Raw genomic sequence first — 23,093 nt, forward strand, 5'->3', positions numbered from 1 at the left:
CGATTTGGTTAAGCGCTTTGCTCAACCGAGGCCGCGCATTCTACGCTTTCCTCTAAGTCTGTCAAGCGTTTATTTTGAAGTTTTTTCCGAGAAACCCGTTCAACTTCAACCGCTTAACTCGCTGCGATCTCTCGTAGCGGGAGGCGAATCATACAGCGTTAAAACCTGCTGTCAACTGCCTTTTTTCACCGCTGCCGATCAGAAGACCGAAGCCCTTCCGATATTACCTGAAGCGTTCAACTCGTTGATTATCAAGGAGTTTTGCGTTTCGACTACGTCGGAAGTGGGGCGCATTATAAGGGGATTCGAAACCCCGTCAACACTTATTTTCAAAAAACCTTAATCCGGCTGAAAAGCAAAGCGGGGAGGCCTGACGGCCTCCCCGCTTCTATATAGCTACTCCCAAAAATATGGAAGCCGGCCTTACTCGGCTTTCAAGGTAATGCGAGCGAAAGCTTTCTTACCCGCCTGGCAAACATGGGTCGCCCCGATGGCAAAGACGAAACCACGATCGACAACCACGCCATCCACCTTCACCCCACCTGCATTGAGCAGATCGCGAGCAGCGGCAGAGTTTTTCACCAGACCCGCCTTGTTCAGCACCGCGGCGATCGGCATGTCTTCTGGTGCGGCCACCTCGATCTCTGGCAGGTCCTCCGGCAGCTCGCCATCCTTCATGCGGTTGCCCGCAGCACGATGGGCATTGGCCGCAGCCTCTTCACCATGGAAGCGCGCCACAATCTCTTCGGCCAGCTTGATCTTGATGTCGCGCGGGTTGGCACCCTTCTCCACATCGGCTCGGAACTGGTTGATCTCTTCCATGGAGCGGAAGCTCAGCAGCTCGAAATAACGCCACATCAAGGTGTCCGGAATGGAGACCAGCTTGCTGTACATCACCCCCGGAGCTTCCTGGATGCCGACATAGTTGCCCAGAGACTTGGACATCTTCTTGACGCCATCAAGCCCTTCAAGCAAAGGCATGGTGACAATGTTCTGCGCCTCCTGGCCATAGGCACGCTGCAACTCGCGCCCCATCAGCAGGTTGAACTTCTGATCGGTACCACCAAGCTCCACGTCCGCCTTGAGCGCAACCGAGTCGTATCCCTGCACCAGCGGATACAAGAATTCATGGATCGCAATCGGTTGGTTGCTGCTATAGCGCTTGTCGAAGTCATCGCGCTCGAGCATGCGCGCAACAGTGTACTGGGAGGCCAGTCGAATGAAGTCGGCCGGCGTCAGCTTGTCCATCCAGGTAGAGTTGAACGCGACTTCGGTCTTGGCCGGATCAAGGATCTTGAATACCTGCTGCTTGTAGGTCTCGGCGTTATCCAGCACCTGCTCCCGGGTCAACGGCGGGCGGGTCGCGCTCTTGCCACTCGGGTCACCGATCATGCCAGTAAAGTCACCGATCAGGAAAATGACCTGATGCCCAAGGTCCTGGAACTGGCGCAGCTTGTTGATCAGCACAGTGTGGCCCAGATGCAGGTCCGGCGCAGTCGGGTCGAAGCCCGCCTTGATACGCAGGGGCTGGCCGCGCTTGAGCTTCTCCACCAGTTCCGACTCGACCAATACCTCTTCCGCACCGCGCTTGATAAGCGCCAGCTGCTCTTCAACCGACTTCATAGACAGACCCGCAAGGCTCAGATTCAAGGGGAGCCAACCATACAAGATCGGCCATCAATTACAAGTTTCGCAAAGGAATGTGACCCGGATGACGCATTGCGGCGTCTACGCGCCCTTGCGCGAAACCGGATTTGGTTATATTTTATACAGTTATTTCATCTTCATCATGTCATTCATCTTTTCCATTTCACCTTTTTCAAAGTCACCTCACCTATGACCAACGAGACGCCTAAAGCGCCCCCGCTTTATCCGAAAAGCCATTTGTTGGCCGCCAGCGGCATTGCCGCCTTGCTCAGCCTGGCTTTGCTGGTATTTCCCTCCAGCGAAGTCGAAGCCAAGAAGACCACCCTCAGCCTGGAGCTGGAAACGCCGGCCGAGCAGTTGAAGGACGAGTCCAAGGCCGCCCCGCTGGTTCAAGCCGAGAACGACGAAGGCTCTCCTTTTGCCCAAGTCGAAGAGGGCGAACCACCCACCAAGCAGGCTGAGCAACAAGCGCCAGCTACCGAGGAAAAAGCCAAGGAGACCGCCGAGGCCAAGCTGCCCGGCCATCGTGAAGTCGCGGTCGCGCGCGGCGATACCCTCTCCACACTGTTCGCCAAGGTTGGTTTGCCAGCCAACGTAGTCCATGACGTCCTGGCAAGCGGCAAGCAGGCCAAGCAGTTCAGTCAGCTAAAGCATGGGCAGGTCCTGCAGTTCGAACTCGACGAAGACGGCCAACTGGCCAGCCTGCACAGCAAGATCAGCAACCTCGAGACCATACGCCTGACCAAAACAGCCAAGGGCTACAGCTTCAACCGGGAAATCAGCAAGCCGGTGGTGCGCACTGCCTATGCCCATGGCGTGATCAAAAGCTCGCTGTCGGCTTCCGCCAAGCGCGCCGGCCTGTCCCACAGCATGACCATGGACATGGCCCGCGTCCTTGGCTACGACATCGACTTCGCCCAGGACATCCGCCCTGGCGATGAATTCGACGTGGTGTACGAGCAGAAGGTCATGGACGGCAAGGTGGTCGGCACCGGCAACATCCTGTCCGCGCGCTTCACCAACCGCGGCAAGACCTATACCGCTGTGCGCTACACCAACAAGCAGGGCAACACCAGCTACTACACCGCCGACGGCAACAGCCTGCGCAAAGCCTTCATCCGTACGCCGGTGGATTACGCCCGCATCAGCTCGCGCTTCTCCGCTGGCCGCAAGCACCCGATCCTCAACAAGATCCGCGCTCACAAGGGTGTGGACTACGCCGCACCACGGGGCACGCCGATCAAGGCCGCCGGCGATGGCAAGGTACTTCTGGCAGGTCGCCGCGGTGGCTATGGCAATACCGTGATCATCGCCCACGGCAACTCCTACAAGACCCTTTATGGTCACATGCAGGGCTTTGCCAAGGGCATCAAGACCGGCAGCTCGGTCAAGCAAGGCCAGGTGATCGGTTACATCGGCACCACCGGCCTGTCCACGGGTCCACACCTGCACTACGAGTTTCAGGTCAATGGCGTTCACGTCGACCCGTTGAGCCAGAAGGTGCCCATGGCCGACCCGATTGCCCGCTCCGAGCGCCAGCGCTTCCTGCAGCAGAGCCAACCCCTGATCGCCCGCATGGATCAGGAAAAGGCCACCCTGCTCGCCGCCAACAAGCGCTGAACCATGGCGCTTTATCTGGGTGTGATGTCCGGAACCAGCCTAGATGGTTTGGACATCGCACTGATCGAACAACGCGAGCAGACCCACCTGCTCGCCACTCACTACACCCCCATGCCTTCTGATCTTCGTCAGGCGCTGCTTGCCCTCTGTGCCAGCGGCCCTGACGAGATCGCGCGTGCCGCATTGGCGGAGAACCGCTGGGCTAGCCTCGCCGCCAAAGGCATAAAACAGCTCTTGGCAAGCCAAGGCCTGGACGCCAGCGCCATCCGTGCAATCGGCAGCCACGGTCAGACCATCCGCCACGAGCCGGCCCGTGAATTCACTGTACAGATTGGCAATCCGGCGTTGCTGGCCGAGCTGACGGGCATCTGCGTTGTCGGTGATTTCCGCCGTCGTGACGTGGCCGCGGGAGGCCAAGGCGCCCCGTTGGTGCCTGCATTCCATGAGGCGCTGTTCAGCCACCTGGGGCAACGCGTGGCCATTCTGAACGTGGGCGGGTTCAGCAACCTCAGCCTGATCGAGCAAGACCAACCGGTCCGTGGTTTCGACTGCGGCCCAGGCAACGTGCTGCTGGACGCCTGGATCGAACGCAAGCGCGGCCAAACCTATGACGCCGATGGCGCCTGGGCCGCCAGCGGCCAGATCATCGATACGTTGTTGGACAAGCTTCTGGCGGACCCCTTTTTTGCAAGCAGCGGCCCCAAGAGCACCGGCCGTGAAGTGTTCAACCTTCCCTGGCTGGACGCCCATCTGGCAGCGCTGCCAGCCTATCGGGACGAAGATGTACAGGCCACGCTGCTGGAACTGACCGCCCGCAGCATCATTGACTCGCTGCTTGGCGCCCAATCAGGCACCGAGGCCCTGCTGGTCTGTGGTGGTGGTGCTCGCAATAGCGCATTGATGGGTCGCCTGGCAGCGCTGCTGCCTTGTGCCCAGGTCAGCAGCACAGCCGCCCATGGCGTGGACCCGGACTGGGTCGAAGCCATGGCCTTCGCATGGCTGGCCCATTGCTGCCTCGAACGCATCCCGGCCAACCGCCCCAGCGTGACCGCCGCCCGGGGGCTGCGCGTTCTCGGGGCGATCTATCCAGCCTGACGAACCTGCACAACGCAAAACGCCGCGCAATTGCGCGGCGTTTTCGTTGCAGGGCCCGGCCTCAGATCGAGAACGAGGAACCGCAACCGCAGGTGGTGGTGGCATTGGGGTTCTTGATCACGAAACGCGAACCTTCAAGGCCTTCTTGGTAGTCCACCTCGGCGCCTGCCAGGTATTGGAAGCTCATCGGGTCCACTACCAGGGATACACCCTCGCGCTCGACAATGGTGTCGTCCTCGGCCACTTCTTCATCGAAGGTGAAGCCGTACTGGAAGCCAGAGCAACCGCCGCCCGTCACGAACACACGCAGCTTCAGGCGATCATTGCCTTCCTCGCTGACCAGGGTCTTCACCTTGTTCGCAGCACCTTGGGTAAATTCCAAAGCCGTGGGGGTGAAGGTTTCGACGCTCATGTTGACTCTCCCGGCGCAGTGTCGCCATAAAACTCGATGACGCGCATTATCCGCTTCTCCGAGAAAATTGGTCAACAATACGAAAGCTGCAAGTGACAAGCTACAAGCGGAAAGCCAATCCCGGCGTGCTCACTTGTAGCTCGAGGCTTGCAGCTTACCGCTGCGCTTAGGGCAGCAGACCCGCATGGGAGAGCCCCATGCGCTCGTCCAGACCGAACAGGATATTCAGGTTCTGTACCGCCTGGCCGGAAGCCCCCTTGACCAGGTTGTCGATCACCGACAGCACCACCACCAGGTCGCCCCCCTGAGGACGATGTACAGCGATGCGGCAGACATTGGCACCACGTACGCTGCGGGTCTCAGGATGGCTACCAGCCGGCATCACATCGACGAACGGCTCATCGGCATAGCGCTTCTCGAACAGCGCCTGCAGATCGACGGAAGTGTCGGCGACGGTCGCGTAAAGGGTCGCGTGAATACCGCGAATCATCGGCGTGAGATGCGGCACGAAGGTCAGCCCGACTTCCTTGCCAGCGGCTTGACGCAGGCCCTGGCTGATCTCCGGCAGATGGCGATGGCCCTTGACCGCGTATGCCTTCATGCTTTCGCCTGCTTCACAGAACAGTGAACCTACGGCTGCGCCACGCCCCGCCCCGCTCACCCCGGACTTGCAGTCCGCAATCAGTCGCGATGGATCAGCCAGGCCTGCCTCCAGCAGCGGCAGGAAACCCAGCTGAGTGGCGGTAGGATAGCAACCGGGCACTGCGATCAGGCGGGCCTGGCGGATCTTCTCGCGGTTGACCTCTGGCAGGCCATACACCGCATCCTTGAGCAGTTCCGGCGCACCATGGGGCTGGCCGTACCACTTGCCCCACTCCACTGCATCCTGCAGACGGAAATCCGCGGACAGGTCGATGACCTTGGTCCCGGCAGCCAGCAATTCGCCAGCCAGTGCGTGGGCAACCCCATGGGGCGTGGCGAAGAACACCACGTCACAGGCGCCCAAGGTCTTGCTGTCCGGCACGCTGAAGGCTAGGCCATCATAATGACCGCGCAGGTTCGGATACATGTCGGCGACCGCGACGCCCGCCTCGGAGCGCGACGTGATGACAGCGACCTCGGCCTGTGGGTGCTGTGCCAGCAGGCGCAACAGTTCGACACCGGTGTAACCCGTGCCGCCAACGATACCGACCTTGATCATAACGCTTGCCCCTTCTTCAACGAGCCCACTGGAAAGCGCACGATAATAGGGGTGCGGGGCCTCTGTAACAACTCTTCGGATGCCCCATTGGACGCTTGACCGTTACTATCTGACGACCGTGAATCCTGAAGGAACTCCCCCATGCTTTATCTATGGATCAAGGCCCTGCATATCGTCAGCGTGGTCTGCTGGTTCGCCGGGCTGTTCTACCTCCCGCGCCTGTTCGTCTACCACGCCCAAAGTCAGGACAGCCTCAGCCTGGACCGCTTCGTCACCATGGAACGCAAGCTGTATCGCGGCATCATGAACCCAGCGATGATCGCCACTTACGTCTTCGGCGCCTGGATGCTCTACCTCAATCCTGGCTGGCTGAGCCAGGGCTGGCTACACGCCAAGCTCACCCTGGTGGCGCTGTTGACCGTCTACCACCATATGTGCGGCGCCCAGCGCAAACGCTTCGCTGCTGGCACCAATACTCGCGGGCATGTGTTCTACCGCTGGTTCAACGAAGTGCCGGTGCTGTTTCTGCTGGGCATCGTGATCCTGGTAGTGGTCAAGCCGTTCTGAGCCCGAAGGATCATGTGCTGGCAGGCCCCTGAGGCTCGGGGCTGAGCCGGTAGCAAAAGGCAACACCTTCTCCGGCCACGCTGTACACTAGTCGCCCTTTTTCGGCCTCAGGAGCCTTGCATGACCCGTTACGCCATGATTACCGGTGCTTCCAGCGGCCTAGGGCTTGCCCTGGCGGAAGCCCTGGCACGGCGTGGGCGCAACCTGATCTTGGTGGCACGCCACCGCGAGACCCTGGAGCCGGTCGCCATCGAGCTGACCCAGCGCTTCGGCGTCGAAGTGCTGTTCCGGGCTTGCGACCTGAGCCAACCCCTACGCCTGTCGGGCTTCGTCCTGGAGCTCGAAGAAGGCGAGCGACACATCGACCTTTTGGTCAATTGTGCCGGCCAGCGGACCTATGGGCCGTTTCTCGCCCATGAATGGGCCGACGAACAAGACCTGCTGGAGGTCAACGTCCTCGCCCTGAGCCGCCTGTGTCATGCCATTGGCAACCTGATGGCTTTGCACGGAGGCGGACAAATCCTCAATGTCGCAGCCCTGGCCAGCGCCGCGCCCGGCCCGTGGATGGCCACCTACGCAGCCAGCAAGGCCTATGTGGTGAGTTTCTCCGAGGCGCTTCGCGAGGAGCTCAAGCGCACCGGAATCAAAGTCTCGGTCCTGTGCCCCGGGCCTGTGCGATCCTCGCGCCGACGCATCCCTCGGCTGGACGACAGCGCGCGCTGCCTGAGCCCGGAAGAAGTGGCGCTCTATACCGTACGCGCGCTGGACAAGAACCGCGCCCTGATCATGCCTGGACGACGCAACCGCTGGCTGGCGGCGATGCCTCGCCTGATGCCACGCTGGCTCACGCGCAAGCTGGCCGGCGTCATCCATCGGCGCTACTGCCCGGTCGGCGTCGAATAGCCACTGGGCGAGCGTCGTCGTGCTGGGTACACTCGGCCCGGACACTCACCATGGAGTACGAGCTGTGGAGACTATCTTCACCAAGATCATCAACCGGGAGATCCCGGCGAAGATCATCTACGAGGACGACCAGGTTCTGGCCTTCCACGATATCGCCCCGCAGGCACCTGTGCATTTTCTGGTCATCCCGAAAAAGCCCATCCGCACCCTCAACGACCTGACCGAGGAAGACAAAGGCCTGGCCGGCCATATCCTGTTCACGGCCCAGCGCCTGGCCAAGGAACTCGGCTGCGAGGATGGCTTCCGTGTGGTCATGAACTGCAATGAGCTGGGCGGCCAGACGGTCTACCACATCCACATGCACGTGCTCGGCCAGCGCCAGATGCACTGGCCGCCGGGCTGATCCAGGGCAACCGTCCCCTTCCCGATTGCGGTAAACTGTCGGGCACACTCTAGCGGAGGTGCCCGATGGCTACCGAACGTCACTACTCGCCGCTCGACCGCTTGTTGCTGCAGGCCGATACTGCCATGCGCACCTTGCTGCCCTTCAGCGGCCAACCTGCCCGCCCATCCCCGGCCATCGTCCAACCCGATGCCGAACTGGACGAAAGCCAAACCCGCCATATTGCCGGCCTGATGCGGATCAACCATACCGGTGAAGTCTGCGCCCAGGCGCTGTACCAAGGCCAAGCCTTGACCGCCAAGTTGCCTGAGGTGCGCAAGGCCATGGAGCATGCCGCCGAAGAAGAAGTCGACCACCTGGCTTGGTGCGAGCAACGCATCCGCCAGCTTGGCAGCCACCCGAGCGTGCTCAACCCGCTGTTCTATGGCATGTCCTTCGGCATCGGCGCCCTTGCCGGCCTGGTCAGCGACAAGGTCAGTCTCGGCTTCGTCGCAGCGACCGAACACCAGGTATGCAAGCACCTGGACGAGCACCTTGAGCAACTGCCCCAGGAGGATGAAAAGTCCCGGGCCATTCTCGAACAGATGCGTGTCGATGAAGAACAGCACGCCGAGTCTGCACTCGAAGCCGGCGGCTACCGCTTCCCAGCCCCTGTGCGCTTCGGCATGAGCCTGATGGCCAAGGTGATGACCAAAAGCACCTACCGCATCTGAAGGGCACGAACATGACGGAACGTTTCGACGCCAAGGACCTGGCTCGTGCGGTGGACGCAGGTGTTCTTCAACCGGGCCAGGACCAGGCCTTGTTAGCCTTCCTGCGCCAGCAACCGCAAACCCGCGGTACTTTCCAGCTTGCCCATGTGGCGTTCTACTTCGGCGCATTACTGATCATGGGCGCCATGGGCTGGCTGCTCACCGAAGCCTGGATGAGCATCGGCGATTCGGCGCTGCTGGGCGTTTCCTCGCTCTACATCGCCTTGTTGACGCTGCTCGCCCTTAGGCTGCAACGCCGGGAGCAACCCATTGCCGCTGGCGTGCTGGCCGCAGTCGCCGTGAGCATCGTGCCCTTGGCAGTGTTCGCCATCGAGCGCCTTGCCGGTTGGTGGCCACTCGACGATACCCAGAGCGAGTATTACCAGTACTACACCTACGTACAGGGCGGCTGGGTACTGATGGAGACGGCCACGGTGGTGGCGGGCTTGTTGATGCTGCGCCTGGTCCCCTTTCCCTTCATCGTGATGCCGATGGCCGTGGCCCTGTGGTTTATGTCCATGGACCTCAGCGAATGGTTCTTCGGTTCACCGTTCAGCTGGGAACAGCGTCGCACGGTCTCGTTGTGGTTCGGTCTGACGCTACTGACGGTCTTCATCGTGATCGATGGGCGAACCCGCCGGGACTACGCAGGCTGGGGCTATCTGGCGGGACTGGCGGCATTCTGGGGCGGACTGACGCTGATGGACAGCGGCAGCGAGCTGGGCAAGGCGTTGTATTGCCTGGTCAATCTTGGCCTGATGGGCTTGGCGGTACTGTTGCGTCGGCCGGTGTTCATAGTTTTTGGTTCCATGGGCGTGGCGGCCTACCTGGGCTACCTCTCCTATGACGTGTTCGCCGAGTCGCTGCTCTTCCCGCTGGTGCTGACCGTGATCGGCCTGGGCGTGATCGGGCTGGGTTTGCTGTACCAAAAAAAGCGTGAGCAACTGAGCCAGTCGCTACGGGCACACCTGCCAAGATGGTTGCAGCAAGCGCTGCCCGCACTTCGTAACTGAACAGGCTTGGGGCTGCAAAGCAGCCCCGACCGGTCATTCAACCCAGCTCGACGATCTCGTAGCCGTGTGTGATTTCCACGCCAGCGCGATCGAGCATGATCGAGGCCGAGCAGTACTTCTCCGCCGACAGTTCCACCGCGCGCTTGACCTGAGCTTCCTTAAGCCCGCGCCCCTTGACCACGAAGTTCAGGTGGATCTTGGTAAATACCTTGGGGTCTTCGCTGGCGCGCTCGGCTTCCAGGAAGGCCTCGCAGCTCTCCACGGCCTGGCGGGACTTCTTGAGGATGCTCACCACATCGAAGCTACTGCAGCCGCCCAGGCCGAGCAGCAACATTTCCATGGGGCGTACGCCCAGGTTGCGTCCGCCTGCCTCGGGCGGGCCATCCATGACCACGACATGGCCGCTCCCCGATTCGCCGAGGAACATCGCTTCACCGGCCCACTGGATGCGTGCCTTCATGTATCTGGACTCCAAGATGCTTGAGAAAGGTCGTCAGCTTAGTCTTTGTGGCGCTCTCGGAAAAGCGCAATGCGAGCGCCTTTAAAGCCATTGCAAGTGGCAGTGTCTGATAAGCTGACGCCAAATGACTGGCGCTCGTCGCCAACGTCCTATAAAAAGTGCAATGCCTCGCCCCGAACAGGATTTCGTGATGGTTGCCTCCGCTCTACCTGCCAAGATCAAGAATATCGACAAGCTGCTCGCCCACTGCCAGCGCCGCCGTTACGCCGCCAAAAGCAACATCATCTGCGCTGGCGACCGGGCTGAAACGTTGTCCTTCATCATCAAGGGTTCGGTGACCATCTTGATCGAGGATGACGATGGCCATGAAATGATCATCGCCTACCTCAATAGCGGGGATTTCTTCGGTGAGCTGGGCTTGTTCGAGTCCGCAGGACAAGAGCAGCAGCGCAGCGCCTGGGTCCGCGCCAAGACTGAGTGCGAGGTAGCTGAAATCAGCTACGACAAGTTCCGTGAACTGGCCCGCCAGGATCCAGACATCCTCTACGCTCTGGGCAGCCAGATGGCCCAGCGCCTGCGAAATACCACCCGCAAGGTGGGCGACCTGGCTTTCTTCGATGTCACCGGCCGCGTGGCCCGATGCCTGCTTGACCTGTGCAAGCAGCCCGATGCCATGACCCACCCGGACGGCATGCAGATCAAGATCACCCGTCAGGAGATCGGCCGCATTGTCGGCTGCTCACGGGAGATGGTCGGCCGCGTGCTCAAGGACCTTGAAGAGCGCAGCCTGGTGCAGGTCAAGGGCAAGACCATGGTGGTCCACGGCACCCGTTAGTCGCGAGGGATCGCCGCGATCACCTCATTGTAGGCCTGACTCAGGCGCTCGAACCACGGCGCCTCGGGCACCACTTCGTGCAGAGCGATATGGCTGTCGGCACGGCAACGCTGCTCCAGATCACAGCATTCATTGAAGCGGTTGACCGCCGCGACCATCGATTCTCGCTCGTTGTCCAGTAACAGCGCGCCGTGCACCAGCACCACCGCACGCTTTCCGCCTAAGCCCTGGCGCCAGCGCTGGGCAGTACCGACCAGCTTGCGACCATTGAGATTGACGTTATACCGACCGTCGCAGAACGCGCCGTCGATCTCGCCGACCGAAGCCACGCCGCCCCACTCGCGCAGCACATCGCACAGTGGTAGGCACAGGCGCTCATAGGCATTTTCGATGCGCCCGTGATCTCCTTCACTGCGCGGCGCAACGTAGACCAACGCCACATTCACTGTCGAATGGGACTGAGGCACCGGCTCGCCGCCCGTTTCGCGCAAGAGCACAGGCCACCCGGCAATGGCCAGCTCAGAGCAGGCGGCCTCGAAGTTGTCCAGGCGGCTCATGCGTCGAGGCATCACCAGGGCGTGGTCGGTCGGGCGCCAGAACAGCACACCCGCGTCACGCTCGCCACGGCATACCGCCGCCAGCAGCTCCTGCTCGGCGTGCAGGCCTTGTTCGACGGTCAGCGCCAGCGGTCGTTCGGTCATTGATCCACCTAAAGATGTTGGTTGCACAAACCCTTTCATGGGCAAACCCGCTCCCATGGGATTTTCGTTGCGTTCAGGCTGCGAAGAGCAGGCATACAAAAAAGCCGGCAAACGCCGGCTTCGATCGATCAGTCCAGTTCCTGAACCACGGTTTTCACCGCGCGCTCGGGGAAGAACAGTCGCTGCAGCTCCAGCCCAGGCTGCTCGGCACGCATGAACGCCTCACCGACAAGGAACGAATAGACCTCGTTGATTTCCATCAGCTCCACATCGGCACGGTTGAGGATACCGCTCTCGGTAATCGCCAGGCGGTCACGCGGAATGCGTGGTAGCAGGTCCAGCGTGGTCTCCAGGCTGACCTCGAAAGTATGCAGGTTGCGGTTGTTGACCCCGACCAGCGGAGTATCGAGGGTGTTCAACGCGCGCTCCAGCTCAGCAGCGTCGTGCACCTCGACCAGAACATCGAGCCCGACAGACTTGGCGGTAGCAGCCAGTTCAGCCATGCGTACGTCATCCAGCGCGGCGACGATCAGCAAGACGCAATCGGCGCCCAGGGCCCGGGCCTCGACCACTTGGTAAGGGTCGATGAGAAAGTCCTTGCGGATCACCGGCAGCTTGCATGCCGCGCGGGCCTGCTGCAGGTAGGCATCGCCGCCCTGGAAGTAATCCACATCGGTCAGTACCGAAAGGCAGGTGGCCCCGCCCTTTTCATAGCTGACGGCGATGTCGGCCGGAACGAAATGCTCGCGGATCACGCCTTTGCTGGGCGAGGCCTTCTTGATCTCGGCAATCACTGCCGGCTGCTTGCGCTTGGCCTGTGCGAGCATGGCGTTGGCAAAGCCTCTCGGGGCGTCGGCCGCCTTGGCCATTCGCTCCAGCTCGGCCAGGCCGACGCGGGCACTGCGTTCGGCCACTTCCTCGACCTTGCGGGCAAGGATCTTCTCCAGCACCGTCGGTACGCTCATGCTTCGTTCTCCTGCTTGAATACCGCGGTAAAAGCGCCCAACTCTTGCAGCTTCTCCCAGGCAAGGCCTGTGTGCAGCACGTCATGGGCAAGTTCTACACCGCTCTTGAGGCTCATGGCGTGGTCGGCGGCGTACAGCGCCGCGCCAGCATTGAGCACGATCATCTCGGCGGCCTTCTGGCCATTCTCGGTCTTGCGACGGCCTAGGGCGTCACGGATCAGCTCCAGCGAGGCCTGCGGACCTTCGACAGCCAGACCGTGCAGGCTCTGGCTCTTCATGCCAAGGTCTTCGGGCTCGACCCAATATTCGGAGATCTGGTCATTCTTCAGTTCGGCCACGAAGGTCGGTGCAGCCAGGCTGAACTCATCCAGACCGTCCTTGGAGTGCACCACCAGCACATGCTTGCTGCCCAGGCGTTGCAGCACTTCGGCCAACGGGCGGCACAGGGCCTGGGTGAACACCCCGACCACCTGGTGTTTCACACCGGCCGGATTCGTAAGCGGGCCCAGCATGTTGAACAGGGTGCGCAGCCCCAGATCACGGCGCGGGCCGGCAGCATGCTTCATGGCGCTGTGGTGGGTCTGGGCGAACATGAAGCCGATCCCCAGGCTGTCGATGCAGCGGGCGACCTGCACGGGCGTCAGGTTCAGGTAGATTCCAGCGGCCTCCAGCAGGTCGGCACTGCCACTCTTGCCGGATACCGCGCGGTTGCCATGCTTGGCCACCGGGCAACCCGCTGCCGCGAGGACAAACGCCGACGCGGTGGACACGTTGAAAATATTGGCACCATCGCCGCCGGTGCCGACGATGTCGACCACACCGTCGAGGGTTTGCAGTTCTACCTTGCTGCACAGCTCACGCATCACCGATACGGCACCGACGATCTCGTCGATGCTCTCGCTCTTCATGCGCATGCCCATCAGGAAGGCACCGATCTGCGCCTCACTGCACTGGCCCGTCATGATCTGGCGCATGACAGCGCGCATTTCTTCGGTGGACAGATCCAGGTGGCCGACGATACGGCTCAACGCGCTCTTGATATCCATGTTCGCTCCTTAGCGATGGCCGCCGGTCTGCTTGAGGAAGTTGGCGAACAGTTCGTGGCCCTGCTCGGTGAGGATCGACTCGGGGTGGAACTGCACCCCTTCGATGTTCAGCGTCTTGTGGCGCAGGCCCATGATCTCGTCGACCGAGCCATCGGCATGGGCCGTCCAGGCAGTGATTTCCAGGCACTCGGGCAGGGTTTCGCGCTTGACCACCAGCGAGTGGTAACGGGTCACGGTGAGCGGGTTGTTCAAGCCGGCGAACACGCCCAGGTCGCGATGATGGACCGGGCTGGTCTTGCCGTGCATCACCTGGCGGGCGCGAACCACATCACCGCCAAAGGCCTGACCGATGGACTGGTGGCCCAAGCAGACGCCGAGGATCGGCAGCTTGCCGGCGAAGTGCAGGATGGCCTCGATAGAGACCCCGGCCTCGCTCGGCGTGCAAGGGCCAGGGGAGACGACGATGCGCTCGGGCTTAAGGGCTTCGATCTGGGCGATGGTCATTTCATCGTTGCGAATGACCTTGACCTCGGCGCCCAGCTCGCCCAGGTACTGGACGACGTTGTAGGTAAAGGAGTCGTAGTTGTCGATCATCAGTAACATCGGGCTGAACCTCTTGAATCTACTGACTTTGAATTCGAACCTTCCAATGCCGGTGCAAGCGCGGGCTGTCCCGCAGCGAGCGGTGGATGAAGCGACTGGAAGGCAAACGGGGGCGGGCCGGACGGGCCGGCAGGAGATAAAGTCAGGCGCGCCAACGCCAACGGGCGTGGGCCTTGATAACGCGCATCAAGAGTTTGCTGACGATCAACACAGAAGTAGGTCTCGCTTATACGTCACGGCACAGTAGCCTACCGGGCCGGCGGGTGCAATATGCCCGTAAATACGGAGAAACGAATCCACTTGGATCGAATTCCCTCAGCTTTGTTAAGGTCAATCGGGCTGTTCCGACAAAAATAAAGAAAAGGACCTTCTCCAATGCGCAAAACACGCTTCATTCGTCCCCTGATGGGGCTTCTGGCCCTTTCCTGCAGCCAGGCCATGGCAGCGCCCTCGCCCTACTCCTCGCTCATCGTGTTCGGCGACAGCCTCAGCGATGCCGGACAGTTCGGGCTGCGCTTCACCAACCGCAATGCCGATGGCAGCTATGCACCGGTCACGCCGATGATCCTGGGGAACCGGCTGGGTGTACCCACCGACGAGCTCAACCCCTCCACTTCCATCGGCACCCGCCCCGACGGCAACAACTGGGCGGTCGGAGGCTACACAACGCAGCAGATACTCGACTCGATCACCGAGACCTCACGCACCATCATCCCGCCGGGACGCCCGGGTGCGGGTACGGTGCTGCGCGAGCGTGACGGCTACCTGGCCAATGGTTTGCGCGCCGACGCTAACGCTTTGTACTACCTGACCGGCGGCGGCAACGACTTCCTTCAAGGGCTGGTCAACACCCCGGGCGACGCCGCTGCCGCCGGCGCGCGCCTGGCAGCCAGTGCGCAGGCCCTGCAACAGGGTGGTGCGCGCTACATCATGGTCTGGCTGTTGCCGGATCTGGGGCAGACACCCAACTACAGCGGCACGCCATTGGAAGGCCCGCTGTCGCAATTGTCTGGCGTGTTCAATCAATCATTGCTGAACCAGCTCGGCCAGATCGACGCACAGATCATCCCTCTGAACATTCCAGCCCTGCTTCAGGAGGCCTTGGCGAATCCAGCCGACTTCGGGCTGGCCACCGGCCAGAACCTGGTCGGCACCTGCTACAGCGGCGAAGGCTGCGTGGGTAACCCGGTGTACGGGGCCAACGGCATCACACCGGATCCCACCAAACTGCTGTTCAACGATTCGGTGCATCCGACCATCGCCGGTCAGAAACTGATCGCCGACTACGGCTATTCGATCCTTGCTGCACCCTGGGAGCTGACGCTGCTGCCGGAAATGGCCCACGGCAACCTACGGGCCCATCAGGACGAGCTGCGCAACCAATGGCAGACACCCTGGCAGGCCGTTGGCCAATGGCAGCCCTTTGTCGCCACGGGCGCTCAGGACCTCGACTTCGACGACCAGCGCGGTGCCGCCAGCGCAGATGGACGCGGTTACAACCTGACCCTGGGCGGCAGCTACCGCCTCGACGACGCGTGGCGCATCGGCTTGGCGGCTGGCGTGAACCGGCAGAAGCTCGAGGTCGGAGAATACGACTCGGACTACAAGCTCGACAGCTATCTCGCCACGGTCTTTGCCCAATATCGCCAGCACCGCTGGTGGGCCGACGCGGCATTGACCGCAGGGCACCTGGACTATCACGACCTCAAGCGTACCTTCGCGCTCGGCGTGGGGGAGCGCAGCGAGAAAGGCGACACGGATGGCGAGGCGTGGTCGGTCACCGGCCGGCTGGGTTACAACCTGGCGAGCGAGCACAGTGTCTGGCAGCTGTCACCCTTCCTCAGCGCCGACTATGCACGGGTCAAGGTCGACGGTTACGAGGAAAAGAGCGGGCGCTCCACAGCCTTGGCCTACGATGACCAGGAACGCAGCTCGCGGCGTCTGGGGATAGGCCTGCAAGGTGGCTATCAGTTTGCGGCAGGTACCCGGTTATTTGTCGAAATCGCCCGAGAGCACGAATTCGAAGACGACCGCCAAGACCTGAGCCTGCACCTCACCAGCCTGCCAGCCCATGACTTCACACTCACCGGCTACACGCCGGACAGCAACCTGACCCGTGCCAGCCTGGGGCTGACCCATGAACTGGTGCCCGGTGTGCACCTGCGGGGCAACTACAATTGGCGCAAGAGCGATGCGCTGACCCAGCAAGGCGTCGGCCTGGCGCTGAGCTTGGACTTTTGAACGGAACTGGCGCCCTGCGGCAGATCCCGTTGCCTGTTTTGTGGGTAATCCCGCTCCTGCAGGACAGCGGACTCGTCAAAAGCACTCGAGAACCCGCGAAACAGGCCTGAGCGCCGCTGTCGCAACAGGCTCCGCACAGGCCCTCCAAAGAAGAACGGCGCCACCAGGGCGCCGTTCACTCATCTACTGCCCGTCAGGCTTGTGGCGTCTGCTCCGCCAAGGCCACCGCGCGGAACATGGCCCGACGCTTGTTGATGGTTTCTTCCCACTCAAGCGCCGGTACCGAGTCAGCGACGATGCCGCCACCAGCCTGCACATGCAGCTCGCCGTCCTTGATCACCGCGGTGCGGATGGCGATAGCGGTGTCCATGTTGCCATTCCAGGCAAGGTAGCCCACGGCGCCGCCATAGACGCCACGCTTGACCGGTTCCAGCTCGTCGATGATTTCCATGGCACGGATCTTTGGGGCGCCCGACAGGGTGCCAGCCGGCAGGATCGCGCGAAGCGCGTCCATCGCGGTCAGGCCTTCACGCAGTTGACCTGTGACGTTGGAGACGATGTGCATGACGTTGGAGTAGCGCTCGATAACCATTTTCTCGGTCAGGCGCACGCTGCCGGTGGACGATACCCGGCCCACATCGTTGCGACCCAGGTCGATGAGCATCAGGTGCTCGGCGATTTCCTTATCATCGGACAGCAGATCGTCTTCCAGTGCCCGGTCGGCTTCTTCGGTGGCGCCGCGTGGACGGGTTCCGGCGATCGGTCGCACGGTGACCAGATTGTCCTCGACACGCACCAGCACTTCTGGCGAGCTGCCCACCACATGGAAGTCACCGAAGTTGAAGAAATACATGTAAGGCGTCGGGTTGAAGCAGCGAAGCGCTCGGTACAGGTCGATCGGCGCGGCCTTGAAGTCGATGGACATACGCTGGGACGGCACCACCTGCATGCAGTCACCGGCCAGGATGTATTCCTTGATGCGCCCGACCGCGTTCTCGTAGTCCTCGCGGGTATAGCTGGAGCGGAATGCGGGCTCGGCGGCGAGCGGGCCGCTCAGGTCCAGGCCGCGACGCGGGGTGATCGGCTCGCGCAGCTTGGCCAGCAGCTCCTGCAGCCGCGCCTGGCCTTGCTCGTAAGCCTGTTCCTCGGCCGGGTCCACTAGCACGATCGCGTGCATCTTGCCCGCGAGGTTATCGAACACCACCACGGCATCGGAGACCATCAGCAGGATGTCCGGTACACCCAGCGGGTCCGGGTTCGGGCAGGCACCCAGGCGCTTTTCCACGTAACGCACGCAGTCATAGCCGAAGTAACCGACCAGACCACCGTTGAAGCGTGGCAGGCCCGGGATGTCAGCGACCTTGTAGCGATCCTTGAAGGTCTCGACGAACGCCAAGGGGTCCTCTACGTCATGGCTTTCCACCTGCACGCCGTCCTGCAGGACGCTCGCGTGGTAGCCATGCACACGCAGCACGGTGCGCGATGGCAGGCCGATCATCGAATATCGCCCCCACTTCTCGCCGCCCTGAACGGACTCGAGCAAATAGGAGTTGGGTTGGTCGGCAAGCTTCAGGTAGATCGACAGCGGCGTGTCGAAGTCAGCCAGGGTTTCGCAGGCCAGGGGAATGCGGTTGTAGCCGGCAGCGGCCAGGCGCAGGAATTCTTCGCGGGTCATGGGTAGCCTCGTGGCAAGCAGCAATGGGGTCGGGCAAGCGGACGGGCCGGCAGGCGCCGGCGGGCAGAAGTCAGGCGCGCCAGCGCCAGCGGGCCAGGGCCTTGATGACTTTCATCCAGAATTTGCCGATGACCGCCACGGTGGACTCTCTGTCTTGTGAGGCTTGAAGGTCCGCCAACGTTATCCCAGTGGCCGGGACTAAGCAACCTGGCAGCAAGGCACGCAGATCGTCGATGACCAGGCTGGGCGACTCCTCGTCGATCGGCCGGCCATGGTTGTAGCCATAGCTCAGTCCTACACACTTGACGCCCGCCGCCTTGGCCGCCAGCACATCGCTGCGCGAGTCGCCCACGAACAATGCCTGCTCGGGGCGCACGCCGGCCATCTTCATGACGAACAGCAACGCGGCCGGATCGGGTTTTTTCTGAGGCAGGGTGTCGCCGCCGATGATCCAGCGGAAATAACGACCGATCTTCATCTGATCGAGCAGTGGCCCGACGAAGCGCTCGGGCTTGTTGGTGATCAGCGCCATTTCCACGCCGCGCTTGCGCAGCCAGCGCAAGGTGTCGCGTACACCGGGGTAGATCACCGTCAGGTCATGGCTTTGCCCATAGGCCTCCATGAACAGGGCCAGGCCCTGTTCGGCCAACGCATCGTCCACGGCATCGTGGTCCAGGCCACCGGCCAAGGCCCGACGGACCAGGACCTGGGCGCCATTGCCGACCCAGTGGCGTACGGCCTCCAGGCCCGCGGGTGGGCGCCCCATCTGGAGCAGCATGCGATCCACGGCGGCGGCAAGGTCAGGGACCGAATCGATCAACGTGCCATCCAGATCGAACATCACCAGCCTTGGCAGCGCTCCCGGGAACAGCTGCTCGAAGCCGCTCATGGGCGCGCCTGGGCCAGTTCGGCGCGCATTTTACCGATGACTTCCTGGTAGTCCGGCGCATTGAAGATCGCCGAGCCGGCCACGAAGGTATCGGCACCGGCGGCGGCGATTTCGCGGATATTGTTGACGTTGACGCCACCGTCGATCTCCAGGCGGATATCACGGCCGCTGGCGTCGATCAGCGCGCGGGCTTCGCGCAGTTTGTCGAGGGTGCCAGGAATGAACTTCTGGCCACCGAAGCCTGGGTTGACGCTCATCAAGAGCACCATGTCGACCTTGTCCATTACGTATTTGAGGGCATCCAGGCTGGTGGCCGGGTTGAACACCAGGCCGGCCTTGCAGCCGCCATCGCGGATCAGTTGCAGGGAGCGGTCGATGTGCAGGGACGCTTCAGGATGGAAGGTGATGTAAGTGGCGCCTGCCTCGATGAAGTCGCCGATGATGCGATCGACCGGGCTGACCATCAGGTGCACGTCGATCGGCGCGGTCACGCCGTACTTGCGCAGGGCGCTGCAGACCATCGGGCCGATGGTCAGGTTGGGCACGTAGTGGTTGTCCATCACATCGAAGTGAACGATGTCGGCCCCGGCGGCCAGCACCTTGTCGACGTCCTCGCCCAGACGGGCAAAATCGGCGGAGAGGATGGAGGGGGCAATAGCGTAGGGCTGCATGGCGCACCTGTTGGCAGAAATCACGGTGGCGCGCATTGTAACTCAGGCAAGCCAATGAAGGCTGATTGGTATCAATGGGTGTCGACCAGTTGCTTCAATGCGGTGCAAACGCTTGGCGGGTGAACCCGCTCCCACAGTTTCAGCGTAGCCCTGTGAGAGCGGGTATTGATCCGGAACCGTCAGGTCGGCTGCTGGGTCCTCAGCTTCTCGCTGCGCCCGCGCAGCCACTCAAGGGTGAGCAACAGCACCACAGAGAAAGCGATCAGCAAGGTCGCGGCCGCGGCGATGGTCGGGCTGAGGTTCTCGCGAATGCCGCTGAACATCTGCCGTGGCAAGGTCGCTTGCTCAGGGCCGGCCAAAAACAGCGTCACCACCACTTCGTCGAAGGAGGTGGCGAAGGCGAACAGCGCGCCGGAGATCACACCTGGGGCAATCAACGGCAGGGTCACCCGACGGAAGGTAAGCAGCGGCGAGGCACCGAGACTGGCGGCAGCCCGCACCAGGTTCTGATTGAAGCCCTGCAGCGTGGCCGACACCGTGATGATGACAAAGGGCACGCCCAGCACCGCATGCACCAGGATCAACGAAACGAAGCTGTTGCCCATGCCCAGTGGCGCGAAGAACAAGTAGCTGGCCACACCAATGATCACAACCGGCACCACCATCGGCGAAATCACCAGGGCCATGACCAACGACTTGCCCGGGAAGTCCCCGCGGGTCAGGCCGATGGCGGCCAGGGTGCCGAATACCATCGCCAGCACGGTGGCGGCCGGGGCGACGATGATGCTGTTCTTGAGTGATCGCATCCATTCGGCCGAGGCGAAGAAGTCCTGGTACCAGTGCAGCGAGAAGCCTTGCAATGGGTACACCAGGAAGCTGCCGCTGTTGAATGACAACGGCACGATCACCAGCACCGGCAACACCAAGAACAACAGAATCAAACCGCAGAGAATACGCAGGCTGTAGAACCAGACCCGCTCCACGGGCGACATGTAAGGGCTCAGCATGAAAGGGCTCCTCAGCTCAGGCGCAGGCGGCTGGCGCCGACCAGCCAGCTATAGATCAGGTACAGCACGACGGTGGCCAGCAGCAACAGTCCGCCCAGGGCGGTAGCCATGCCCCAGTTGATACTGGTGTTGGTGTAGAAGGCCACGAAGTAGCTGACCATTTGGTCGTTCGGGCTGCCCAGCAGCGCCGGGGTGATGTAGTAGCCGATGGAGATGATGAACACCAACAGGCAACCGGCCCCCACACCCGCATAGGTCTGCGGGAAGTACACGCGCCAGAAGCTAGCGAACGGATGGCAGCCCAGGGAGATCGCCGCACGCATATAGCTGGGCGAGATACCTTTCATGACGCTGTACAGCGGCAGGATCATGAACGGCAGCAGGATGTGCACCATGGCGATGTACACACCGGTGCGGTTGAACACCAACTCCAGCGGCTCATCGATGATGCCCATGGCCATCAACGCACTGTTGATCAAGCCACCGGACTGCAACAGCACGATCCAAGCAGCCACCCGCACCAGGATCGAGGTCCAGAACGGCAGCAGCACCAGGATCATCAGCAAATTGCTCTGCCGGGTCGGCAGGTTGGCCAGCAGGTAGGCCAACGGGTAGGCCAGCACCAGGCAGATTGCGGTGATGACCACCCCCATCCAAAGGGTTCGGGTGAAGATGTCCAGATAGATGGCCTGGTCTGGCGTGGCCTTGGCCAGTTCGCCCAGGTCGTCGATGCGATGGTCCAGCGCCGCCAGAAGGTAGAACGGTGTCACTGCACTGGTATTGCGACGGATCGCCTGCCAGTACGCAGGGTCGCCCCAGCGCTCGTCGAGCGTCTGCAGGGCATCTTTATAAGAACTAGGCTCGGCCTTGAACGGCAACGCCCGTGCAGTCTTCGCCAGCAGGCTGCGGTAGCCGGCCAACTCCATGTTCAGGCGTTTGGAGAGATCGCCCAGGGTCTGTTTCTTGCGTGACTCCGCCAGGTCCTGGCTGAGCACCTTGTACACGTCCTCGCCCGGCAGGCCCTTGCCATCCCATTGCGCGATGGCCTCGACGGTGCGCGGCAGGCCGTTGACCACCTCGGGGTTGCCGACGCTCTTGTACAGCAGTGCCGCAATCGGCACCAGAAACACCAGCAACAGGAACAGCGCCAGCGGCGCGATCAACGCCTGCGCCTTCCAACGGTTGACCCGCTCGGCATGCTTGAGGCGCTGCTTGAGGCTTTTACCTGCGCCTTCGTTCAGGGGCACTGCAATGGCCATGGCGAACTCCGAAAATCTGGGGAACGATGAGCGCCGCCTTAAAGGCCGGCGCTCCGTCAACGCGGCTTACTTCTTCGCCGCCCAAGCGTTGAAGCGTTGCTCCAGCTGCTCGCTGTTGTCGGCCCAGAAGGCCACGTCGATCTGCACCTGGTTGGCGATGTTCTCAGGGGTAGTCGGCATGTCCTTCTTCACCGCGTCCGACAGCAGGCTGACAGCCTTGGTATTGGCCGGGCCGTAGGCGATGTTCTCGGAGTAGGTCTTCTGCTGCTCGGGCTGGACGCTGAAGGCGATGAACTTCTTCGCCAGGTCGGTATCCTTGGCGCCTTTCGGGATGGCCCAGGCGTCGAAGTCATAGATGCCGCCGTTCCAGACGACCTTGAGGTTGCTCTCTTTCTGCACCGCGGCGATCCGGCCGTTATAGGCCGAGCTCATGACTACGTCACCGGAGGCCAGATACTGTGGCGGCTGGGCGCCCGCCTCCCACCACTGGATGCTTGGCTTGATCTGGTCGAGTTTCTTGAAGGCGCGATCCTGGCCTTCTTTGGTGCCCAGCACCTTGTACACATCCTTGGGCGCCACGCCGTCGGCCATCAGGGCGAACTCAAGGGTGTACTTGGCGCCCTTGCGCAGGCCACGCTTGCCCGGGAATTTCTGGGTATCCCAGAAGTCAGCCCAGCTGGTAGGTGCGGTCTTGAGCTTGTCGGCGTTGTAGGCCAGCACCGTGGACCACACGAAGAAGCCCACGCCGCACGGCTGGATGGCGCCCGGCACGTAGTCGGCCTCGTTGCCGAACAAGGCCGGGTCCAGCTCCTCGAACATGCCCTCGTCACAACCGCGGGCCAGTTCCGGCGACTCCACTTCCACCAGGTTCCAGGAGACGCTGTTGGTGTCGACCATGGCTTTGACCTTGGCCATCTCGCCGTTGTATTCACCGGCGACAATCTTGCCTTTGCCTGCCTTCTCCCATGGCTCATAGAACGCCTTGACCTGGGCAGCCTTGTTGGCACCGCCGAAGGACACCACGGTCAGATCCGCAGCCAGGGCTTGGCCGGCGGCGAACAAGCCGAGGGCCAGGGCGGTCAGTTTCAACTGCTTGTGCATTATTGTTCTCTCCACAGTTAAGGGTTG

Annotated in this window: 23 protein-coding genes and 1 pseudogene; 10 read left to right on the forward strand and 14 right to left on the reverse strand. The window is 61.9% G+C overall.

What is annotated here, in order from left to right; all coding sequences use genetic code 11:
* Positions 1-343 (forward strand): annotated as a pseudogene (locus tag BLS27_RS23915) (hypothetical protein); the annotation flags it as partial.
* A gap of 80 nt (positions 344-423) precedes the next feature.
* Here the strand turns inward: BLS27_RS23915 and tyrS are convergent.
* A complete protein-coding gene (gene tyrS, locus BLS27_RS18605) occupies positions 424-1,623 on the reverse strand; it encodes a tyrosine--tRNA ligase (protein ID WP_043210472.1) in 1,200 nt (399 codons plus the stop codon).
* Positions 1,624-1,836: 213 nt separating this feature from the next.
* Here tyrS and BLS27_RS18610 point away from each other — a divergent pair, with 213 nt between their 5' ends.
* Together BLS27_RS18610 and BLS27_RS18615 are read left to right on the forward strand one after the other, a co-directional pair.
* Positions 1,837-3,267 carry a peptidoglycan DD-metalloendopeptidase family protein gene (locus tag BLS27_RS18610; RefSeq protein ID WP_090346178.1) on the forward strand — a complete coding sequence of 477 codons (1,431 nt, stop codon included), beginning with the start codon at positions 1,837-1,839 and terminating at the stop codon, positions 3,265-3,267.
* A gap of 3 nt (positions 3,268-3,270) precedes the next feature.
* Complete coding sequence (locus BLS27_RS18615) at positions 3,271-4,362, forward strand: anhydro-N-acetylmuramic acid kinase (RefSeq protein WP_090346180.1); 1,092 nt, start codon at positions 3,271-3,273, stop codon at positions 4,360-4,362.
* Positions 4,363-4,423: 61 nt separating this feature from the next.
* Here the strand turns inward: BLS27_RS18615 and erpA are convergent, their stop codons facing one another.
* Both erpA and argC read right to left on the reverse strand, forming a co-directional pair.
* The gene (erpA, locus tag BLS27_RS18620; protein WP_043210464.1) at positions 4,424-4,774 is read right to left on the reverse strand and encodes an iron-sulfur cluster insertion protein ErpA; all 351 of its coding nucleotides are present in this window, start codon (positions 4,772-4,774) and stop codon (positions 4,424-4,426) included.
* A gap of 166 nt (positions 4,775-4,940) precedes the next feature.
* On the reverse strand, positions 4,941-5,975 hold the full coding sequence (gene argC, locus BLS27_RS18625) for an N-acetyl-gamma-glutamyl-phosphate reductase (RefSeq protein ID WP_090346183.1): 1,035 nt from the start codon (positions 5,973-5,975) through the stop codon (positions 4,941-4,943).
* A 141-nt stretch (positions 5,976-6,116) separates the two neighbouring features.
* On the opposite strand from argC, the gene hemJ reads away from it, so the two are divergent.
* The 5 genes from hemJ (at position 6,117) to BLS27_RS18650 (ending at position 9,613) form a co-directional block, all read left to right on the forward strand.
* Positions 6,117-6,542 carry a protoporphyrinogen oxidase HemJ gene (gene hemJ / locus BLS27_RS18630; protein WP_043210459.1) on the forward strand — a complete coding sequence of 142 codons (426 nt, stop codon included), beginning with the start codon at positions 6,117-6,119 and terminating at the stop codon, positions 6,540-6,542.
* A 120-nt stretch (positions 6,543-6,662) separates the two neighbouring features.
* Complete coding sequence (locus BLS27_RS18635; RefSeq protein ID WP_043210455.1) at positions 6,663-7,445, forward strand: SDR family NAD(P)-dependent oxidoreductase; 783 nt, start codon at positions 6,663-6,665, stop codon at positions 7,443-7,445.
* 64 nt (positions 7,446-7,509) lie between these two features.
* Positions 7,510-7,848: a histidine triad nucleotide-binding protein gene (locus tag BLS27_RS18640; protein WP_009408519.1), complete on the forward strand. Its 339-nt coding sequence runs from the start codon at positions 7,510-7,512 to the stop codon at positions 7,846-7,848.
* 65 nt (positions 7,849-7,913) lie between these two features.
* On the forward strand, positions 7,914-8,561 hold the full coding sequence (coq7, locus tag BLS27_RS18645; RefSeq protein ID WP_043210450.1) for a 2-polyprenyl-3-methyl-6-methoxy-1,4-benzoquinone monooxygenase: 648 nt from the start codon (positions 7,914-7,916) through the stop codon (positions 8,559-8,561).
* 11 nt (positions 8,562-8,572) lie between these two features.
* Positions 8,573-9,613, forward strand: a complete 1,041-nt coding sequence (locus tag BLS27_RS18650; RefSeq protein ID WP_090346187.1) for a DUF2157 domain-containing protein — start codon at positions 8,573-8,575, stop codon at positions 9,611-9,613.
* Positions 9,614-9,650: 37 nt separating this feature from the next.
* Here BLS27_RS18650 and BLS27_RS18655 read toward each other — a convergent pair whose 3' ends face one another.
* A complete protein-coding gene (locus tag BLS27_RS18655; protein WP_028689009.1) occupies positions 9,651-10,073 on the reverse strand; it encodes an OsmC family protein in 423 nt (140 codons plus the stop codon).
* Positions 10,074-10,263: 190 nt separating this feature from the next.
* On the opposite strand from BLS27_RS18655, the gene crp reads away from it, so the two are divergent.
* A complete protein-coding gene (gene crp, locus BLS27_RS18660; RefSeq protein ID WP_043210445.1) occupies positions 10,264-10,908 on the forward strand; it encodes a cAMP-activated global transcriptional regulator CRP in 645 nt (214 codons plus the stop codon).
* Here crp and BLS27_RS18665 read toward each other — a convergent pair.
* From BLS27_RS18665 to BLS27_RS18680, 4 genes are all read right to left on the reverse strand, one after another.
* A complete protein-coding gene (locus BLS27_RS18665; RefSeq protein ID WP_090346190.1) occupies positions 10,905-11,609 on the reverse strand; it encodes a lipoate--protein ligase family protein in 705 nt (234 codons plus the stop codon). The two genes, crp and BLS27_RS18665, sit on opposite strands and share 4 nt — an antisense overlap.
* A 128-nt stretch (positions 11,610-11,737) precedes the next feature.
* The gene (trpC, locus tag BLS27_RS18670; protein ID WP_043210439.1) at positions 11,738-12,574 is read right to left on the reverse strand and encodes an indole-3-glycerol phosphate synthase TrpC; all 837 of its coding nucleotides are present in this window, start codon (positions 12,572-12,574) and stop codon (positions 11,738-11,740) included.
* Positions 12,571-13,620, reverse strand: a complete 1,050-nt coding sequence (gene trpD / locus BLS27_RS18675) for an anthranilate phosphoribosyltransferase (protein ID WP_070571925.1) — start codon at positions 13,618-13,620, stop codon at positions 12,571-12,573. Before trpD ends, trpC begins: the two co-directional genes overlap by 4 nt.
* A gap of 9 nt (positions 13,621-13,629) precedes the next feature.
* A complete protein-coding gene (locus BLS27_RS18680; protein ID WP_043210433.1) occupies positions 13,630-14,223 on the reverse strand; it encodes an aminodeoxychorismate/anthranilate synthase component II in 594 nt (197 codons plus the stop codon).
* A 375-nt stretch (positions 14,224-14,598) separates the two neighbouring features.
* Here BLS27_RS18680 and estP point away from each other — a divergent pair, with 375 nt between their 5' ends.
* Entirely contained in the window at positions 14,599-16,464 is a 1,866-nt protein-coding gene (estP, locus tag BLS27_RS18685) for an esterase EstP (protein ID WP_090346195.1), read from the forward strand.
* Positions 16,465-16,657: 193 nt separating this feature from the next.
* Here estP and trpE read toward each other — a convergent pair whose 3' ends face one another.
* The 6 genes from trpE to BLS27_RS18715 all read right to left on the reverse strand — a co-directional run bounded on the left by trpE (position 16,658) and on the right by BLS27_RS18715 (position 23,066).
* On the reverse strand, positions 16,658-18,139 hold the full coding sequence (gene trpE / locus BLS27_RS18690; protein ID WP_043210427.1) for an anthranilate synthase component I: 1,482 nt from the start codon (positions 18,137-18,139) through the stop codon (positions 16,658-16,660).
* Between the two features lie 70 nt (positions 18,140-18,209).
* Positions 18,210-19,028, reverse strand: a complete 819-nt coding sequence (locus BLS27_RS18695) for a phosphoglycolate phosphatase (protein ID WP_043210424.1) — start codon at positions 19,026-19,028, stop codon at positions 18,210-18,212.
* On the reverse strand, positions 19,025-19,699 hold the full coding sequence (gene rpe / locus BLS27_RS18700) for a ribulose-phosphate 3-epimerase (RefSeq protein WP_090346373.1): 675 nt from the start codon (positions 19,697-19,699) through the stop codon (positions 19,025-19,027). Before rpe ends, BLS27_RS18695 begins: the two co-directional genes overlap by 4 nt.
* Before the next feature lie 179 nt (positions 19,700-19,878).
* Entirely contained in the window at positions 19,879-20,706 is an 828-nt protein-coding gene (locus tag BLS27_RS18705) for an ABC transporter permease (RefSeq protein WP_043210420.1), read from the reverse strand.
* A gap of 11 nt (positions 20,707-20,717) precedes the next feature.
* Entirely contained in the window at positions 20,718-21,965 is a 1,248-nt protein-coding gene (locus BLS27_RS18710; protein WP_043210418.1) for an ABC transporter permease, read from the reverse strand.
* Between the two features lie 66 nt (positions 21,966-22,031).
* Entirely contained in the window at positions 22,032-23,066 is a 1,035-nt protein-coding gene (locus BLS27_RS18715) for an ABC transporter substrate-binding protein (RefSeq protein ID WP_090346198.1), read from the reverse strand.
* Positions 23,067-23,093 lie beyond the last annotated feature (27 nt).

This window comes from Pseudomonas guariconensis (assembly GCF_900102675.1).
In the GTDB taxonomy this organism is placed as follows: domain Bacteria; phylum Pseudomonadota; class Gammaproteobacteria; order Pseudomonadales; family Pseudomonadaceae; genus Aquipseudomonas; species Aquipseudomonas guariconensis.

Bases quoted from the DNA above. Each gene is read 5' to 3' on its own strand.
- tyrS (WP_043210472.1), bottom strand. From the start codon at position 1,623: ATGAAGTCGGTTGAAGAGCAGCTGGCGCTTATCAAGCGCGGTGCGGAA.
- BLS27_RS18610 (WP_090346178.1), top strand. From the start codon at position 1,837: ATGACCAACGAGACGCCTAAAGCGCCCCCGCTTTATCCGAAAAGCCAT.
- BLS27_RS18615 (WP_090346180.1), top strand. From the start codon at position 3,271: ATGGCGCTTTATCTGGGTGTGATGTCCGGAACCAGCCTAGATGGTTTG.
- erpA (WP_043210464.1), bottom strand. From the start codon at position 4,774: ATGAGCGTCGAAACCTTCACCCCCACGGCTTTGGAATTTACCCAAGGT.
- argC (WP_090346183.1), bottom strand. From the start codon at position 5,975: ATGATCAAGGTCGGTATCGTTGGCGGCACGGGTTACACCGGTGTCGAA.
- hemJ (WP_043210459.1), top strand. From the start codon at position 6,117: ATGCTTTATCTATGGATCAAGGCCCTGCATATCGTCAGCGTGGTCTGC.
- BLS27_RS18635 (WP_043210455.1), top strand. From the start codon at position 6,663: ATGACCCGTTACGCCATGATTACCGGTGCTTCCAGCGGCCTAGGGCTT.
- coq7 (WP_043210450.1), top strand. From the start codon at position 7,914: ATGGCTACCGAACGTCACTACTCGCCGCTCGACCGCTTGTTGCTGCAG.
- BLS27_RS18650 (WP_090346187.1), top strand. From the start codon at position 8,573: ATGACGGAACGTTTCGACGCCAAGGACCTGGCTCGTGCGGTGGACGCA.
- BLS27_RS18655 (WP_028689009.1), bottom strand. From the start codon at position 10,073: ATGAAGGCACGCATCCAGTGGGCCGGTGAAGCGATGTTCCTCGGCGAA.
- crp (WP_043210445.1), top strand. From the start codon at position 10,264: ATGGTTGCCTCCGCTCTACCTGCCAAGATCAAGAATATCGACAAGCTG.
- BLS27_RS18665 (WP_090346190.1), bottom strand. From the start codon at position 11,609: ATGACCGAACGACCGCTGGCGCTGACCGTCGAACAAGGCCTGCACGCC.
- trpC (WP_043210439.1), bottom strand. From the start codon at position 12,574: ATGAGCGTACCGACGGTGCTGGAGAAGATCCTTGCCCGCAAGGTCGAG.
- trpD (WP_070571925.1), bottom strand. From the start codon at position 13,620: ATGGATATCAAGAGCGCGTTGAGCCGTATCGTCGGCCACCTGGATCTG.
- BLS27_RS18680 (WP_043210433.1), bottom strand. From the start codon at position 14,223: ATGTTACTGATGATCGACAACTACGACTCCTTTACCTACAACGTCGTC.
- estP (WP_090346195.1), top strand. From the start codon at position 14,599: ATGCGCAAAACACGCTTCATTCGTCCCCTGATGGGGCTTCTGGCCCTT.
- trpE (WP_043210427.1), bottom strand. From the start codon at position 18,139: ATGACCCGCGAAGAATTCCTGCGCCTGGCCGCTGCCGGCTACAACCGC.
- BLS27_RS18695 (WP_043210424.1), bottom strand. From the start codon at position 19,028: ATGAGCGGCTTCGAGCAGCTGTTCCCGGGAGCGCTGCCAAGGCTGGTG.
- rpe (WP_090346373.1), bottom strand. From the start codon at position 19,699: ATGCAGCCCTACGCTATTGCCCCCTCCATCCTCTCCGCCGATTTTGCC.
- BLS27_RS18705 (WP_043210420.1), bottom strand. From the start codon at position 20,706: ATGCTGAGCCCTTACATGTCGCCCGTGGAGCGGGTCTGGTTCTACAGC.
- BLS27_RS18710 (WP_043210418.1), bottom strand. From the start codon at position 21,965: ATGGCCATTGCAGTGCCCCTGAACGAAGGCGCAGGTAAAAGCCTCAAG.
- BLS27_RS18715 (WP_090346198.1), bottom strand. From the start codon at position 23,066: ATGCACAAGCAGTTGAAACTGACCGCCCTGGCCCTCGGCTTGTTCGCC.